This window comes from Teredinibacter haidensis, from assembly GCF_014211975.1.
GTDB lineage: Bacteria > Pseudomonadota > Gammaproteobacteria > Pseudomonadales > Cellvibrionaceae > Teredinibacter > Teredinibacter haidensis.
In genome coordinates this window covers 4,111,952-4,128,984 of the sequence record NZ_CP060084.1, presented here as the reverse complement: position 1 = coordinate 4,128,984, position 17,033 = coordinate 4,111,952, and the positions used below count along the sequence as shown (strand labels likewise).

Genomic DNA, 17,033 nt, shown 5'->3' with positions numbered 1-17,033 from the left:
GAGTTCTAACAGTGAACAATAATTCAGATTTCTACGCCTACCTATAAACATGGATATTTATAACGACAAAAATAGCTTAACAGATGGCGACAGAAAGACCGGTACCATACTGGCCTATCTATACCTATTCTTTATGTATGTTAGGCCACAAGAGTATATCCCCGGGATGACGTTATTCCCCACATCTGGGGTGATATTCGCGCTACTTTCCGTTTGGGGACTCTTTCACTTAAGGGCCAGCGTACTCAAGTCGCCTGTCGTAATTGTACTTATACTCGGTGTCATTTTTGTTGTCGGAGGAATAGGTCTGGTTAACGTTGTGCCCTATAAAATGGGGTTTCGCTATGTAACACAGCTTTTTACTCAGTGTGCAGCGATATACATCATATTCGATAACAGCAAGCGAATTTCAAGCTTGATCAACTTAATGGTTGTCATACATTTTTTTATGGCCTTGATTACTATTAAAAACGGTGGTCGTGGTCCAGGCGCTTTCACCAGTGATGAAAATGACGCAGCTCTAGCTCTCGCAATGGGACTTCCATTCGCCCTTTATTCGTTGTGGCTACCCGATATCACACGCAAGCAATTCTGGTTCAGAATTGGAACCGTAGCTATAATCGTTATGGCCATAATCATCACTAGCTCAAGAGGCGGATTACTTGGCTTGGTAGCAACACTCCTTACGGTTTGGTGGCTGGGGAGAAAGAGAATCAAATATGCTCTCATCGCCGTAGCTGTATCCGTCACTATGTCCGGCGTTATATTCGCTGTTTTGCCTGATGGCTATTATGAAGACATGGCATCAATGACCGACCCAAACGATGACACCAAAGTCGAACGCTACCAGCTTTGGGAAACTGCCTGGGTGACCTATAAGCATAACCCGATAATGGGCGTAGGCGTCGCTCAATTCGCCTTTAGAGCCGGAGATTACCAACAGTTCACTTCCTGGTATAAGGTAGGGCGAGACAACAAAAATTATCGTGGCAAAGTAGTGCATTCAGTATATTTTCAAATTCTATCGGAGACAGGTACGATCGGCTCACTGATCTATTTGATAGTATTTGTACTATTCCCGATGAAGCTCTATTTCAGCATGGCTCGGAATGACGAGCCAGTTACAGATCCAGACGAAAAGACAAATCAATTACTAGCAAGAATATTGATAGGAAATATGGCAGCTTACTGCGTATCTGGTGCGTTTATAGCCGTAGCGTACTATCCGCATATCCCAATTTGGATCGCTGTCTTTGCGATACAACGAAGACACTTTCGAAATATAAATGACAACAAACTCAAAAATGATCGCGGATAACAATGATTATTTTAAACATATACCCTGGACCAACTTACGACCCTAACGCATTATTCAAGACAAAGTGTGAGGCTTTCTCAAAATTTAGCCGAGGAGCGATCGTTTCTACGTCGAATGACACTGAGTCCGTTCAGCTCAGCAACTATAATGCCGTGTTGGTTAAAGCAAATTTTAAAAATCGCTTTATTGAAATATTTCGACTGCTAAAAGAGAGCTATCGCCAGCTAAAACGCCTGTCTAAATCCAAGAGTCCTGGCGAAGAAATATTCGTCATATGTTATGACCCACTTAAATCGGGACTGATTGGGCTTTTGTTAAAACTAATTTTTCGATGTAAATTGATTATCGAAGTAAACGGTGTTTACAATTCAGAGCTGAATTCGGGCAAGTCTCCAAAATATTGGCTAATGCACGCAATTCAGCAATTTGTGATGAATCGTGCAAATGGCGTGAAATTACTATTTGAAAAGCAACTGGAAGGCTTTAGGATTAAATCCAAAGTTAAAACTGCAATATTCGCATCATACACAGACATTCACCCTCAAGAACTTTCAGACAATGAAAACAAACTGATTTTATCGATTGGCTTCCCATCAAAAATTAAGGGGTTCGACCTTCTTGTCAAAGCTTTCACTGAACTAAGTGAAAAGGAAAACGATTGGAAACTAAAAATAATTGGGCATTTAAGCGAGGCAGAGATCGCAGATCTCAAGCTTATATCAAACAATAATTCTCAGATTGCGTTCTCCAAACCAGTAGCATTTTTTGAAATTCCTAATGAAATCAGCCTCTGTACAATTTTTGTTCTTGCCTCACGTACGGAAGGAATGGGAAGAGTGTTACTGGAGGCTGCAGCTCTCTCTCGTCCGAGACTGGCCTCAAATATAGATGGGATTCCAACCGTCATAGATAACGGAGTAGATGGGTTATTATTCAAACCTGAAAATGTAGCCGATCTTGCAGAGAAACTGAAGTTACTAATGTACGATTCTGAGCAGCGATCAACGCTCGGTAAGAATGCGTACAGTCGCTACAATGAAGAGTTTACTATTGGCAATTATACTAATAAATATATGGCTTTTCTGGACAAAATATGACCTTCACAATCACACAAAAATAGAAAGACATCCTTATGGAAAGAATGGTTTATCTCGATTATGTTCGCTCACTTTCTATGATGTACGTCGTAGGATTTTGGCATTTGTTCAATTATACAGATGCTTTTCCTCTCTATATGAACTTCGCAACACAAAAGTTTACACTTATTGTCTTAGGCACCTTTATTTTTGTATCGGGCTACTTAATAGGTGCGACAAGTAAGTCAAAATTCACACTTAAAGAATTTTTCATAAAACGCTTCATCCGAATTTATCCTTTATACGCCCTATCTTTACTCATTTTTTATGCAGTTGGGTTACTTGATTTCTATACCGTTTGGAAGTCAATAGTATTTGTATCCCTATTTGACGGGTCTTCGCCTTTAACCCTCTGGTTTATCACGGTTCTATTTACTTATTACCTTTTGGCGCCTATTTACATCGAATCAAGTAAAAATGTATTTTCTTACATCATACTTTTCTCCTTGATTCTCTGTACAATTTTGATACTTTCTGTTTTTTTTCCGTCTATAGATGGAAGATTCCTTCAGTACTATGCGTGTTTTTTTGTAGCATTGTATATAGGAAAGGAGATTCCCCAGTTTATTGACAAAAAAAGTACACTGGTAGCCCTGCTGCTTTTTTTCCCTGCCGTAGCAATTTCTTTTGTTAATGTAAAATACCGTATTATCGATACATTAATCGCAATGGTTATGGTTTTAATAGGAGCTTTTGTCATCGTCGGTCTAGCTAAACGGTTTAATGCTCGCCTTATAGATTCTAAATTTATTTCAGTACTGGCCTATTCGAGCTTTTGCATGTACTTACTTCACCGACCGATTTTTCTACTGCTTAAGGAATTCTATTTCCCTGCTACCCCGATATATCAAACCTTATATTTATATATTGTTTGTTTACCCATTATAGGGGTAGCGTCCTATTACTCCCAGTTAGTATACGACAATTTTATTTCAAGGATCATTGAAAAACTTGCGGGATCGCCAGGTAGATAACTTACTACGCTATAATGATCATAATAAAATTTTTATCATTTCAATCGAAATATAAGGTGCTCGGACGATAAACTTTTTCCCATAAGCACTATATGCGATTGAATTGTGACTAGTAATTGTGTGCATATACCAACGTAATGAAGAATTGATCCGGCCTTCTCGTTTTGCTGCCCGTTTTTTCGGAAAAACGTAGTTTTTATATGTCTTCACCAGCTGTCGATTCATTTACGCATACCAGACACAAAACGTATGATACAGCTTATATCCGCTCATAGAGTTTATAGAGCAGAAGGAATTTTAGGACATAATTGATGATATATTCAATTCAGGTATTAAGGGGAATCGCGGCTTTTTCTGTCGCACTTATTCATGCCGAAGCACTCATGTACGATTACTATGGCATTGACAACATGAAAGCACACGCCAGCCAGATATTTGATGACGCTCGGTCTGGCGTTGATTTGTTTTTCATAATAAGCGGTTTTGTTATGACGTATAATTTTCAACGCAAGCATATCTCCTGGACCAATTTTATCACAGGTCGAATAATACGTATTGTCCCGCTCTACTGGGCACTGACAATTTTTTTATTTTCTTTGTTTTATCTTTTCCCACAGCTATTCTCTAGCCTGAAAGTAACGTCTGAACAGCTATTTTACTCGTTATTTTTTATTCCAAACAAGCTATCACCAGTCATTGGCATAGGATGGACATTAAATTTTGAAATATGCTTTTACATAATTTTTTCTTTGGTCTTTATTTTACCGCGTAATGTTGGCCCTAACGTAGTATGGTCAATCATTTTACTTGCCGTACTAGCCGGCGCATCACTAGAACTTAACAACCCAATTCTTCGACAAATAACGTCTCCACTATTACTTGAATTTCTCACAGGATCGATTATTGCCCGATTTTGGTTTAGAAAGGAATTTACCAGCAACCTCAGCTATTTGGTCGCTGGCCTTGGTTTGTTTCTTATTGTCTTGCCAATTCCCGGTGGCAGAGTTTTCGACTGGGGTATTGGCTGCTCGATGTTGGTATTCGGCTGCATTATGCTGCCGAAAGAGAATCTAATGAACAGTAGCAAAATTCTTATTCTACTTGGAAATATTTCTTATTCGCTTTATCTGGTTCATGATTTTGCTTTGCCTGCCGTAGGGAAGCTCTGGTTTTTCCTCGGGTTGGACTCAAAATTTCCCATGATATTTTTGCCAGCGCTGGCATTATTTGTATCTATTTTCTGTTCATCAATAACTTACCTTTTGATTGAAAAATATTTTACGCTATTTTTAAAAGGCAAGCTAAGCGGCTCAAAACCAAAATCACCAAAGAATGCGATTTCCACACAACCAGACTATTAAGTATGGCAACACCGAAAGTTAGCATAATTTATTTTAATTTTGATAAAACTAACACATATTATTGGAAAAAGGGATAGAACAGTGGCTTCAGATAGCGCTCCAAGAATTTGCCTAATAGCGGGGTTTTTTCCGCCATCTTATAGTGGCGCCAGTTTACAAGCGCTCGCACTTCTAAAATCGCTCAACAAAGAAAACATATCTTCATTTGTTGTTACTATTCAACGCGATAATTTGTTGGATCACGAAGTTATCGAAGGAATTCCGGTATACCGAGTTTCCCGTCCGAGCGGCGGTCTCGCGCAACTCCAATTAATTCGTTTCTGGATAAGGCTTTTTATTATTCTATTTCTAAAACGTAACTCCTATGACATTATTCATATAATAGGCGCACATTTGCAGCTTGGCATTGTTGGAGTTTTTGCAAGAATTCTTGGGAAAAAATCGTTAGTTAAAATCACACTGGTAGAAAGCGATCTAGCATGCATTGGCAAAGGGCGATGGGGTAAGCTTCAGAAGTTTGCTATGAAATGCATAGATCGCTACGTTAGTATTTCACAGGAAACACGAGCCGAACTAGTACAAAGCGGTCTACAGGAAGCTAAAATCGCAGACATACCAAATGGAGTAGATACAGAACGTTTTTCCCCATGTTCCAATCAAGAAAAGCGGAATTTATTGAAAAAAGAGCTCGGCCTTCCCGAAACGCCTTTGATTACATTTGTCGGCATTGTTGATTATCGCAAAGGCATTGACACATTAATCAAAGCTTGGGAGAAGATTAAGAGCGAACAGCTAGATGGATCTCTACTCCTACTAGGCCCTGAAGATAATTCGCCCCCAGACTATTTCAGTAATTCCATCAGGGATTATGCAAAAGATAAGGCGATTACAGATTCTGTTATTTTCTGGGGGCGTGACACAAGAGTTCCGGACTTCCTACGTGTCAGCGATATAATGATACTGCCATCTCGTGGTGAAGGCCTACCCAACGTTGTATTGGAAGGGATGGCGTCCGGCGTACCGATCATCGCCAGTGATAGAGCGTGCACAACTTCAATAATGAGCGATAAACACGAGGGGTTGGTTTTCCAGTGTGACAACCATGTAGATTTATTTGAAAAAATAAAACAACTACTTATGTCCCCGAACCTGGCTATAGACATGGGCCTAAACGGGAAGGCGCGCATCGAATCATCGTCCCTATCACTAGCACAAATTACTAACAAGTATGAGAAGCTTTATTATTCACTTCTCGAGTAAACCAACCTATAAAGAAGACCAAGCAGAAATACCCTGAACGTTGCATGCACGAAACGGTGAAAGAATATTTAGCCAATTGAACGCAAAAATATTTTTACACCGCCACGTACAACGAGAGCTAGATCATCGATACCCAACATTAGCTTACAGAACTTAGATCATTGTCTAAGCTTTAAATTCTCTAATGCGTTCCCCGCCCATTTTTTGAATTGGGTTTATTCTTGTAACTTCCTCGTTGCTCACACCTATCACCTCTCGACCGGTCAGGTAAACACCCATATCGGTGCCACTAACGCCTCTTTTATAACACGGGCTCACCAACAGAAAACGGAAACTATTTTTCTCAAATAGAGGATCCACCTGTATATCTTTACTTACAAAATTATTGAGCGAATCAAAATGTTTGGAAGCGTATGATATATCGAGTGAACGCCATTCATATTCATATTTGTAAGTCGTGCCATATACACAGTTATAGTCTGCAAATTCGATATCAATGTCACTATCGGAATAGTCTTTATATTCTCTCCAGGCTCTTCGACACTCATAGAAAATATTATTAAAGATGGCTGCTTTATTCGCTAATACAAAATTAATTGCGCCATCTTCTCCGTAGCCACATCTATAGAAAACATTATTACACCACCATTGCTTCTCTCCAACGGCCCCTACCGAGCTGTTTTCGGTTTTATGTTTAATACCAGAAGGCGTTGAGGAAGTCCCGCCTCCTATGAACACATTATTTTGTACAATAGTGTAGCTATGCGATTCTCCAGAACTCCCCGAATTACCGTAGTAAACAGTCACGCCATTAAATACGCTGAATTTTACGCTAGCGGATACATTATGTAATTCCTTAATTCGTTTTTGGTAAACTCCATGGTACATGTTCTCCTTAAACTCACAACGCTGAACAGAAATGCCCTTTCCGTTATACACCAGTACTCCTGCTGTATTTTGGTTCTTATAGTTTCCCGCAGTTGCAACACGATCAAAAGTACATCTCCAGATTTTTCCGCTCGCCCATCCGTAGGGAGAAATACCTGCACTGTTGGTTCCCGTGTGACCGTTGATCTCCTCAAAGCTACAACCTTCTACGGTATTTGCCTTACAACCCGACGTTACCGCATAGTGGTGCCAAATACCGGCTGAAGGGCCAACATCGCTAGCATCGAGATTTTTAAAATCAATATTCTTGAACGTGTGATAACTCTCATCTTTCTTGGCAAGGAAACCAATACAATTTTTGCTGCCTTCCTTACCTTCTACAGAGAGCTTATATCCAGGCCAATTGCGGATAATCAACCGCGTTGCTTCACCGTTTCTCGTCGCCGGTACCTTAATGCAGTTGGTACCTTCACTTCTATATATTCCTGAATCATTCGTTCCATCGGAAATAACCAGCCCCCGGCCATAGATGTATCGCTTTGTGTTTACATTTGCGATTGCATCATAAATATTGTTGTACGGGCTCTTCTGTGTACCGTCTCCGGAGTTATCTGCCGTAGTGTCAAAAAACACAGCTTCCACATCGGGGGCTATCGTATCGTCATCAATTACACCATATGCAACCGTCGCATCACCAAAATGTAATTTGGCCTCGCCGCTTGGCTCTGTTAACTCAAGCCATATCCTGTGCTCGCCAGCGGCTTTTACATCTTCCGGTACATTAACTTCAACCTTTTGAATATTCGCTTCCCCATTTTCCCAGCTTAACTCACCGGAGACATTGTCATGGGAGTCTCCCCTACTTTGGTATTTAACCGAAACCTTACCCTCTGTGCCATGGGTGCGATAAACAAAAAAAGTATGTGTGCCAGGGCTTGTGAGTTCTGAATAATCTATATAAAACCCAATCCGACCCGCAGTCGAGAGTTCGATCTTCAACGGCTGAACAAGGCTATCTTTCGCGTGGGCGGAATTCGCCAGTAATTGAACACCTCCGACGGGAAGCGTATAACCTGCGGCAATTAACTTAATGATTTCACGTCTATTCATTTATATACTCCAAACTCACTCGACCGATATGTACGATAAAATCAAAGTCTAGCATGCATAAACAACATGCTGGGACATACCTCGCGCCTTCTATTTTAAATCAGCTGTACTTAACATTGAGCATGGTGAATAGTTTTATGAACACCAGTACTCATTACAACTTTCTCTTATAAGGCACTCATATTAATGATATTCGCGCCTCCCTAGCGCCAGAACCAATACCTAATAAGTGGTTGGGCGCCAGAGACCTCTACGACATTAATCAATTTTTCTAGACCACCTTAATACTTAAGGACCGGAGCGACCAACGAGAGCACAGGGTCGGATACAGACTCAAAGTAGTGTTTGGCTTCACGCATATAGCTATCCACTCTATTTGCATTGTTTAATAACTCTTCACAAATACTGACGCAATGTGCTACATCGGTGTAAACCGAATAATGTATACCATTCACAGGCGCATCAGGCAGATCATAATAGGGCATATCTCCGACTATGCAGCGCCCAGCGGCAAAATATTCCGCAAATTTAGCTCCGAAACTGCCGTGCAGGCCCTGGTCGGCTATTACAATTTTAGACTGTCCTAACAGGGCTAGATAGCCGGATACACATACTTTGTTAGGTGTTATTAACTCAGGGCAAACTTTACGGGCATAATCTGAATCAATAATGCCCCCAATATATTGGTCGCCTAAACGCTCCTTAAGCTCGCTCACAAGGTGTATTCTTGTTTCATTAATTTCAGAAGTCGTTTTCGATATTTCTGAGTAAACATTCGCAGGATCCCAAACGCGAGTTTGGTAAAAAACTGTATTTTCGCCTCCGACGATATTCACCAGACGATCATAGTGGAGAAATGGCGCCTCATTGAGGAGAGCCAACTTTAATAATGAACGCACAGCAGAAATTAGGGCCTGCAGGGGCTTTCCAATAGGTCGGCTTAATTCACTAAGAAAGATCGCTTTATGCGCCTTTAGCTCATGCTCGAACGAACCTGGCGAGAACGCAAAATAGAGCCCATACGGCATGATTTTCTTTTTAATCTCTTCAGGAATGGTGGCAAGCGCGCTGCTCGAGTAACTTCGCTTTACATAGATATGAGCAACATCCAGCGCTTCATAAGACAATATATCCGGCCAGTCTGCCATATCGAAACAGACATTAATTTTTTCGCCGTTCTTCGTTTCAAAAATGACCCATGTTGTTGCTGGTGTTCCCGGCGGAAGCCCATGATTAGCAGCGTGATCGAATAGAAGCGGTATATTGAATCGCCCAGAAAACAAAGACGCGGCACTTATTATATTGGAAGTATGGCGTGATTTGTGTTCGGAAAGGGCGACAATTTTTTTAATTTCAGAAATTTCCATGCTTAAACTTCTAAGCCACCATCGTGACTTCATATTTAACTGATTAATCTATTTACATCATTCCAATTAATTTAGGCAATTTAGTTTCCTAGAAACTTTAATTAAAATGAGCATGTAATTCGATGTACTATAACGTTTTTAGCGCTATCAATTTTCACGCCGTAGTACCACAATAGCATAATTGATATTGACCCTACCAAGATAGAAATAAAACAGTAATTATACCTATTCAGAGTTAGTACTATATGCCATCAACCCAATCAAAAAGCGAACTTGTTCACGCACTCACAATCGATGTGGAGGACTATTTCCATGTGTCAGCTTTCTCAGATGTTATTAAGCCTGCTGATTGGGAAAAATGGCCTTCAAGAGTGGAAAAAAACACCTATCAGCTACTAGATATTTTTGAAGAGGCTGGTGTCAGCTGTACTTTTTTTGTTCTAGGCTGGGTTGCCGAGCGATTCCCTAGCTTGGTAGAAGAGCTTTCTAACCGTAATCATCAGATTGCTTCGCACGGCTATTCGCATCAGCTAATATATAAGCAAACACCAGATGTTTTTCGTGAGGAAACTCACAAATCAAAAATACTGATAGAGCAAATCATCCAAAAACCTGTTTTGGGGTACCGTGCGGCCAGCTATTCCATCACCCGGAACTCGCTTTGGGCTTTGGAAATACTTGATGAGTTAGGATTCAAGTGGGACTCTAGTATTTTTCCTGTTCATCATGACAATTACGGCGTGCCAAATAGTCCAACTAGCCCTTATAAAATAAAGCTTGTAAGTGGAAACACTATTACTGAGTTTCCACTTACATCAGCAAAGGTGCTCGGACTGAATATTCCTGCTGCAGGAGGAGGCTATTTTCGCCAATACCCCTACGCGTTGTCCCGCTGGTTGTTTAACCGCGCTTCTGAAAATCAAACCCGTCCACTTATCTTCTATTTACACCCTTGGGAGATCGATCCAGACCAACCCAAAGTTTCTGGCGCAAGCCTGAAATCCAGGTTTCGACACTACACCAGGCTATCAAAATGCGCCTCCCGTTTGAGCCGTATGTTATCGGATTTTAAGTTTGGAACGGTTCAAGATAGCCTTGGTTCAATTCACATCGATCAAGAAATTCACATTTCAGATCTCGCATAAGGTTTGGTTTTTATGGACGTCCGAAATTTACGTAAGGATCCAGAAAGTGCAATACGAAAGCTTTATCCCGAGCCCTCTAACGTTCCGAGCTCACTAACACGCTTGTTACAACAGCTCCAACAATCTAAACAAGCCCTAAAAGCCCACCTAGAAACAAAAAAACAGTGTTCTTCCAAATTCAAGCTTGCTAAAGACGAAAAAGAAATCAATGCTTTGAAAGAGCAAATGAAACAAATTTCTGCCGGTCATAACACACTGATCGTCGAGCGAGACAATATTACAGATGAAATTGCCGCGACAATTGAGGTGCTCTTCCCCGACAACTCGATGCATCCTAGCCTGCCTTGCCAATTTACGTATCAGCCTAAGATGGTATTCGATAACTCACAGATCACTATAGAATCTGTTGGTGATGATTTCAGAGACGAATGGGATAGATATGCGTCTCAACACCCGGCGGCAAACCTATACCACCTATACAGCTGGCGACGCATTATCGAAACCGTATTTAAGCATAAATGCACTTATCTACGAGCAAGTATTTCTGAAATAACTGTCGGTCTACTTCCGGTAATTTGGATTAAAAGCCGAATATTTGGCAGCTATGGTGTTTCTATCCCATTTTTTAATTACGGTGGACCTTTAAGCGATAATAAGTCTGTTACCGAATCGCTTTTAACTGCAGCTGCAAACGTCGCTCGCGAATCTCAAATGTCACACCTCGAAATTCGCACAACGACCCCCGGATACTCCTGGTTATCAAGATCCAAAAAAATATCGATGATATTAGAGCTTAAAAACTGTAAGGATGAATTTAACTCTAATTTAGGCGCGAAAGTTAGGGCCCAAACAAAACAGGCCGATAGCTTTGGCGCACATATTTCATTTGGTGGCATTGAGCTTTTAGATGATTTTTACCACATTTTTTCCACCAACATGCGAGACTTAGGAACACCCGTCTACAGCAAGAAATTATTCAAAACCATTTTGGCCAACGATTCGATAAATTCAACCATAGCAGTGGCTTACCTTGGAAATAAACCTTCAGGTACTGCATTCCTCATAGGATTTCGCCAAATGCTTGAAATCCCTTGGGCATCTACAATTCGTTCAGCAAATCACGCGAGTATAAACATGTGGATGTACCATAAGATACTTCATTTCGCTATTGATAGAGGCTACAACTTCTTCGATTTTGGGCGTTCATCAAAGGATAGCAGCACCTATAGATTTAAGAAGCAATGGGGAGCAAAGCCTGTAAACCACCATTGGTATTATTGGCTTCCAACAGGTGGCGAGCTACCTGAATTAAACCCGGAAAACAGCAAATATAAACTCGCAATCAAACTATGGAAAAAACTACCGCTATTTTTAACAAATAGAGTCGGACCATACCTCGTAAAAAATCTTCCTTAAATCGTCTCAGCCACTAATAAATAGAAATGAAATACTCCTTAACTAAAAGCTGTACCCCAGGGATATACCATATTTATTTTCATCAAATGCACTCAGACCGCTGTCGTCTTTACGAGAACTATGTGATCCGATAACAGCAAAACGAACGCCCGAAACACGCTGATGTACATAGCGAAAATCAACAACACTGTAATCAGTAGTTTGTTCGGAATTAATAAAATCCATTTCTCTAATACTGCCCGCTAAGCGAACAGAAGATTCTTGGTTAAGATTGTAACTGAGCGTCATACTTCCATACTTGTTAATTACGTTTTCGAGTTTATTCTGTAAGTATTCATCCTTTGTGGTCCCAATCGTGATATTTGCATTGCACTTTAAGCACAAGCCTAAATAGTTATAAATGAGTTCACTCGATCGTGTTTTGTATTGATCTACACCGTTAAAGCTTCCCGTAATATTTTGCACATCAGAACTCAGAACAACCTCTGAAGTTGAATTTCCAGCGGAGGTATCTGTAATATAATCTGACAGCTCTATTACCAAATTATACTCAAGCCCACTCAAAGCAAAGGTAGCGTAATAGCTAAAGCTATCAAACTGCTCACCATCTCTTTCCGATAGGTTGTATCCAAGCTTGGCGTCATAACTAGCATTCCGAAGGGCTCGACTAATTGTTATATATACTGAACTTAATTCATTTGAGGAGCCATCAACCTCCGTATAGTCTATTTGTCGATAATTCCCGCTTACCCCGATTTCGGACAAAGCAGATAGGCGATGGGACCACTGCATATCCGCACCGCGCCGCTCACTTGTTCTTGAAGACTGCTCGGAATACTCTATTTTCTCCAACGTGCCTATAATTGAAACTCTATCAGCTGATGACAGCTTAAAATTTGTTTCGGGCTTTAAGCTATAAATTGAACGCTCGTCAAGATTCTGTGTGGTATCACTTTGGCGGTTGTCTATTAAGGTTACTCTGTTAGAGTGCTCCATATTAAGCACAAACAAACCACTTTCTTGCCCCAATCTAAGCCGAGCATCACCTTCAAGTAAACCCCGCTCAAGCTGACTATCCTTTTCGTAAAACTGCTTGTTATATATGTAGTTTAAATCTGCAAGTATCCCTTCACCCTGCTCGGTCAAACCAAAACTCACGCCAATACGATCTTGGCGCTCACCCTCTTTCCTGTCATTATCGCGAAAAGCATTATCCGAATACTCCGAATCAATAGCTATATCGAAACCGTACTCGACAGAATGGGCTGTACCTACACTCCAGTAGAAACAAATAACCGTTGCGCACTGCCACAAAAATTTCCGCATAATGGTGCACATAATTTCCAACTTAAAATAGTGTAAAATAGCGATTTGCGATAACTAATACATATAGCGATGTAAATACCAAACCTACGAACAATATGACCAACACATCTCGTTTAAATATTCTCGCGCCTAGAGCAGTATGATGATGAGGAACAGAAACGAGCATATAATCTCCAAATGCGCTTGCAACTGATCTGGAAGAACGAAGTCTCGGGTCAACAATTATATATGCGATTAAAAGAGCAATCGGGATGATCAAACCGATAAACGGACCAGCCAAAGCAAAGTGTATAAATCTTAGCCCCGTAGTGCCGAGAGGATAGACAGCGGGTTCATGTATTTGATAGCTCACGCCTTGGCCTTCAATATCCAAAACCATTGACAGCCTCGCATTTTCCTTACGTTCAAGCATTTCCTCATATACGCTTTTGGTCACATCATAGTCACGGGTTAAATCCGAAAGCTGGGCCTCGTTTGAAGCAACTTTTTCTGCCCGCTCCAACCCTTGTTCCCGCAATTTCTTCAGAGATTCGATTCGTTGACTCTGAGCCCTATAGTTCACCTCAGCACCTGACAACTGGATTCTGAGCTCTTCGAACAACGGGTTAGTAGCTTCGTCAGATTTAACTGATTTCGCGACGCCCTCGGCACCATAAATAGCTTCTATTTTTTTATCAATCTCCTCTAGTTGAAAATTGATAGAAACAACATCTGGATAATTTTCCTGATAAGTTATTCTCAAATCTTCACGGCTGGCAAGTAAAGATCTTTTTCTATCTTCCAGCTCCTCAAGCTTGAACTTCGCTTGAAGATAATTGGATTCATTTGCAACCTGCTTTTTGAGGGTCGCCATTCTGGAAGCTGTTTCGTCTCTCTCCAATGTCAACTCTTCAATTTCACTTCGTAGTTGAGCAATTCTCTGGGACACAGACAGTTCACTTCCTTCTGTATTTTTTGATTTAAATTCTTTTAGCTTTTCATCAGCTTCCTCAAGCTGCTTTTTATAGGCCTGTACTTGCGAATCAATAAACTTGTACGCGGAATAACTCTCGTCCTTTTTCTGCTTTACGGTATAATTGATAAAGGCCTGCACAACAGAAACAAGGGTTTTATATGACTCGTTTGCAGAACCCGACGAGTAGCTAACCTTAAAATATTCTTTTCCAACCGGTATTATCTGAATCGTACGACGTAGAAATTTCAACGCAGAGTCAATTTTTTCGGCTTTAGGATCTGCCCCGACTAAGCCAGCTTCCTTCGCTACAGCTTCTAGAAATTGCCTGGTATAGATAATTTCTTTTGCAGACTGTGCTCGATCGATTTCAGTAATTTCCGCGCGGCCTTTTAACAAAGGCTCGATAATATTGGTTTCAGCGGCATACAATACCGCGCTCGTTGTAAAGCTCTTAGGCCATATAAAACCAATACCCAACATAGCACTGCTAATTACAATAAATATACAAACACAGAGTCCCTTGTAGCGAATCATCTCCAACTTTAATGACTCGAGTAGTAATTTGATAACCTGAAAATCCATCGTTAAAAAGCTCTTTCTGGAACTGAAATTATGTCTGAAGGCAGCAACATATAATTAGTATCTAAATCGCCGTCGCTCAGGATGTCATCAAGATAAATGGGATAGACTTTCACTGCCCCTTCAACCTTTCTATATAATTTTGCTTTGTTTGCACTGGCGAAATCCGATAGTCCTCCTGCCTGTAAAACAATGTCAAGTACTGTCATACCATCACGATAGGGCATAGAAAGTTGACTATTAACCGCACCGGTAATACGTATTCGACGCTGAAAATCGGCACTGCTTGGGTTAGTAACAATTACGGTGACCTGTGGGTTACGAATAAAGGCCTTAAGCTCTTCGCTAATAACATTTGCTAGTTGCTCTGTTGATTGGCCCGAAGCAATCACATCACCAATCAAGGGCATTGAAACCTTACCATCTGGCCTGACGACGACATCCAAGGATAGTTCGGGATTACGCCAAACATTAATCTTTAAAGAATCACTGACGCCTATTTCGTACGCTTCGGTACTTTCCGGTGGCTGATAGACTGGCTTTTCTTTTAGCGTTTTACTCGAACCACATGCGGTAACCAAGACGCCAAACACCAAAATACCAGCAACCCTTACCAAATAACCGACAATCTGCTTCATTTCCACTCCAAGTTGTTAATGTACGCCTTTGCCCAAAAGCACCACTTCCACTGTTTGGATCATAACCAGAAGATCCATAAGAAAACTGTGGTTTTTGGTGTAATATAGATCGTACTCCAATTTATTTTTTGCATCTTCTTCGGACGCACCATAAGGGTATTTTAATTGCGCCCACCCCATCAAGCCGGGTTTGACCGTATGGCGAATATCGTAATAATCTAGCTTTTTACTCAACTCACTTACAAACTCCGGACGCTCGGGCCGCGGCCCTACAAAACTCATTTCACCGCGGATAACATTGTAAAGCTGTGGCAATTCATCAAGGCGCGTGTTGCGGATAATGGCGCCCACCCTCGTAACACGATTGTCATTCTTTGAAGCCCAAATGGCCTTCCCTCCTTTTTCCGCGTCCTGCCGCATACTGCGAAACTTATATATACGGAATATCTTTCCGTTATACCCAACACGATTTTGGTAATACAGTATTGGCCTGCCGGTTTCCAAAAATACGGCCACTGCGGTAAGGAGAATAAAGGGCGACAGCAGTAAACATAACGTTCCGCTAACAGCCAAATCAAACAGACGCTTAGCCATATCTCGTGTTTTTGAATAGCGAAAACCGTCGGAATACAGCATCCAGGACGTTGACAGTAACGGGATTTTCAATCTCGTATATTCCCGTTCGTAGAAAGCAATAGCTTCTGAAATATAGACCGCTCGCAATTTTAATAGAAGAAACTCGTAAAGTGGCATACCACCACCTTCACTCTTTCGGCGCTCATCCTGCGCAACAACGATCTCTGATACGTTATATTGGTTAATTAAGCTATTCCAGTCGTCCGGGAGAGGCATTTGCATGTCTTTAGGGATGCGGTCGTCAAACTCACTTCCTATACAACCCACAATCACCGTTTCTCGTAGCTCCTCTTCCCGGGCGGATTTCACTAAAAATCCTGCCATTTTACCGCTACCGAAAATAACCACATTTCTGCGCAATTGCTGGCTATCAAATATCAGGCTGAAAATTACCCGAGCGACTATGACCATAAAAAAACTGGTGATAATGGCCCAAAATACAACCGTTTGATGAAGCGTTATGGAGGGCAATATAAAACCAGAGACTGTAAAAGCTAGGCTTCCTAACAGAAAAAAACTAACGATGGTGCGCAATAGCATATTGGTAAAGCTTTCACGGGTTAGGGCGCCATACACCCCCATTGCTAGAGAACAGCAAGCCATTATTAATGCATAGAATATCGTCTGCCCCCACAAAGGCGGCTGTTCAAAAAATGCAAATTCAGGGGGAGGTGTTAACTGCGCGGATAGTTGGTGAGCAACCAGGCCATGACCCACCAGCTCAATACACCCGAGAACAAGAAAAGGAACGTGCAAATAATGCTTGCGAATACGGATATAAGCCACTCAATTAATCCCATTAAGTTTGAGGACATCGCCAAAAAATGTCTGCGAAGACGCCTTGTACATCCAGATCGGCGTTCTACTGCTGCAAGCTTACAATTGTCTTCGATTCACGCCAGCTTTGCCAGTGCCGAAAAGAAT

General features: G+C 41.2%; 13 protein-coding genes. 7 read left to right on the top strand and 6 right to left on the bottom strand.

Annotation, left to right across the window (positions count from 1 at the left end; translation table 11 throughout):
* The first annotated feature begins 49 nt into the window (after positions 1 to 49).
* The 5 genes from H5715_RS16780 (at position 50) to H5715_RS16760 (ending at position 6,049) form a co-directional block, all read left to right on the top strand.
* Positions 50 to 1,318, top strand: coding sequence for an O-antigen ligase family protein (locus H5715_RS16780; RefSeq protein ID WP_075186313.1), 1,269 nt, complete (start codon positions 50 to 52; stop codon positions 1,316 to 1,318).
* A 2-nt stretch (positions 1,319 to 1,320) separates the two neighbouring features.
* A complete protein-coding gene (locus tag H5715_RS16775) occupies positions 1,321 to 2,415 on the top strand; it encodes a glycosyltransferase family 4 protein (protein ID WP_075186314.1) in 1,095 nt (364 codons plus the stop codon).
* Between the two features lie 35 nt (positions 2,416 to 2,450).
* Complete coding sequence (locus H5715_RS16770; protein WP_075186315.1) at positions 2,451 to 3,428, top strand: acyltransferase family protein; 978 nt, start codon at positions 2,451 to 2,453, stop codon at positions 3,426 to 3,428.
* A 311-nt stretch (positions 3,429 to 3,739) separates the two neighbouring features.
* Positions 3,740 to 4,789 carry an acyltransferase family protein gene (locus H5715_RS16765; protein ID WP_075186316.1) on the top strand — a complete coding sequence of 350 codons (1,050 nt, stop codon included), beginning with the start codon at positions 3,740 to 3,742 and terminating at the stop codon, positions 4,787 to 4,789.
* 81 nt (positions 4,790 to 4,870) lie between these two features.
* On the top strand, positions 4,871 to 6,049 hold the full coding sequence (locus tag H5715_RS16760; protein ID WP_075186317.1) for a glycosyltransferase family 4 protein: 1,179 nt from the start codon (positions 4,871 to 4,873) through the stop codon (positions 6,047 to 6,049).
* A gap of 165 nt (positions 6,050 to 6,214) precedes the next feature.
* Here H5715_RS16760 and H5715_RS16755 read toward each other — a convergent pair whose 3' ends face one another.
* Both H5715_RS16755 and H5715_RS16750 read right to left on the bottom strand, forming a co-directional pair.
* Entirely contained in the window at positions 6,215 to 8,047 is a 1,833-nt protein-coding gene (locus tag H5715_RS16755; RefSeq protein WP_075186318.1) for a hypothetical protein, read from the bottom strand.
* Positions 8,048 to 8,328: 281 nt separating this feature from the next.
* On the bottom strand, positions 8,329 to 9,414 hold the full coding sequence (locus H5715_RS16750; RefSeq protein ID WP_075186319.1) for a hypothetical protein: 1,086 nt from the start codon (positions 9,412 to 9,414) through the stop codon (positions 8,329 to 8,331).
* 245 nt (positions 9,415 to 9,659) lie between these two features.
* Here H5715_RS16750 and H5715_RS16745 point away from each other — a divergent pair, with 245 nt between their 5' ends.
* Positions 9,660 to 10,559 (top strand): XrtA system polysaccharide deacetylase, encoded by a 900-nt coding sequence (locus H5715_RS16745; protein WP_075186320.1) that lies wholly within the window; start codon positions 9,660 to 9,662, stop codon positions 10,557 to 10,559.
* A 12-nt stretch (positions 10,560 to 10,571) separates the two neighbouring features.
* Positions 10,572 to 11,975 (top strand): FemAB family XrtA/PEP-CTERM system-associated protein, encoded by a 1,404-nt coding sequence (locus tag H5715_RS16740; protein WP_083608079.1) that lies wholly within the window; start codon positions 10,572 to 10,574, stop codon positions 11,973 to 11,975.
* Between the two features lie 42 nt (positions 11,976 to 12,017).
* Here the strand turns inward: H5715_RS16740 and H5715_RS16735 are convergent, their stop codons facing one another.
* From H5715_RS16735 to H5715_RS16720, 4 genes are read right to left on the bottom strand one after another with little or no spacing between them, the layout of a single operon-like run.
* Positions 12,018 to 13,301, bottom strand: coding sequence for a hypothetical protein (locus tag H5715_RS16735; protein ID WP_139309813.1), 1,284 nt, complete (start codon positions 13,299 to 13,301; stop codon positions 12,018 to 12,020).
* Between the two features lie 22 nt (positions 13,302 to 13,323).
* Positions 13,324 to 14,838 carry an XrtA system polysaccharide chain length determinant gene (locus tag H5715_RS16730; protein ID WP_075186322.1) on the bottom strand — a complete coding sequence of 505 codons (1,515 nt, stop codon included), beginning with the start codon at positions 14,836 to 14,838 and terminating at the stop codon, positions 13,324 to 13,326.
* 2 nt (positions 14,839 to 14,840) lie between these two features.
* A complete protein-coding gene (locus H5715_RS16725) occupies positions 14,841 to 15,473 on the bottom strand; it encodes an XrtA/PEP-CTERM system exopolysaccharide export protein (protein ID WP_083608080.1) in 633 nt (210 codons plus the stop codon).
* A gap of 15 nt (positions 15,474 to 15,488) precedes the next feature.
* Positions 15,489 to 16,895, bottom strand: a complete 1,407-nt coding sequence (locus H5715_RS16720) for a TIGR03013 family XrtA/PEP-CTERM system glycosyltransferase (RefSeq protein WP_075186323.1) — start codon at positions 16,893 to 16,895, stop codon at positions 15,489 to 15,491.
* Between the last annotated feature and the right edge of the window lie 138 nt (positions 16,896 to 17,033).

Excerpts from the sequence above, each read along its gene's own strand:
- H5715_RS16745 (WP_075186320.1), top strand. The coding sequence starts at position 9,660 with ATGCCATCAACCCAATCAAAAAGCGAACTTGTTCACGCACTCACAATC.
- H5715_RS16725 (WP_083608080.1), bottom strand. The coding sequence starts at position 15,473 with ATGAAGCAGATTGTCGGTTATTTGGTAAGGGTTGCTGGTATTTTGGTG.
- H5715_RS16770 (WP_075186315.1), top strand. The coding sequence starts at position 2,451 with ATGGAAAGAATGGTTTATCTCGATTATGTTCGCTCACTTTCTATGATG.
- H5715_RS16775 (WP_075186314.1), top strand. The coding sequence starts at position 1,321 with ATGATTATTTTAAACATATACCCTGGACCAACTTACGACCCTAACGCA.
- H5715_RS16755 (WP_075186318.1), bottom strand. The coding sequence starts at position 8,047 with ATGAATAGACGTGAAATCATTAAGTTAATTGCCGCAGGTTATACGCTT.
- H5715_RS16740 (WP_083608079.1), top strand. The coding sequence starts at position 10,572 with ATGGACGTCCGAAATTTACGTAAGGATCCAGAAAGTGCAATACGAAAG.
- H5715_RS16730 (WP_075186322.1), bottom strand. The coding sequence starts at position 14,838 with ATGGATTTTCAGGTTATCAAATTACTACTCGAGTCATTAAAGTTGGAG.
- H5715_RS16780 (WP_075186313.1), top strand. The coding sequence starts at position 50 with ATGGATATTTATAACGACAAAAATAGCTTAACAGATGGCGACAGAAAG.
- H5715_RS16735 (WP_139309813.1), bottom strand. The coding sequence starts at position 13,301 with ATGCGGAAATTTTTGTGGCAGTGCGCAACGGTTATTTGTTTCTACTGG.
- H5715_RS16765 (WP_075186316.1), top strand. The coding sequence starts at position 3,740 with ATGATATATTCAATTCAGGTATTAAGGGGAATCGCGGCTTTTTCTGTC.
- H5715_RS16750 (WP_075186319.1), bottom strand. The coding sequence starts at position 9,414 with ATGGAAATTTCTGAAATTAAAAAAATTGTCGCCCTTTCCGAACACAAA.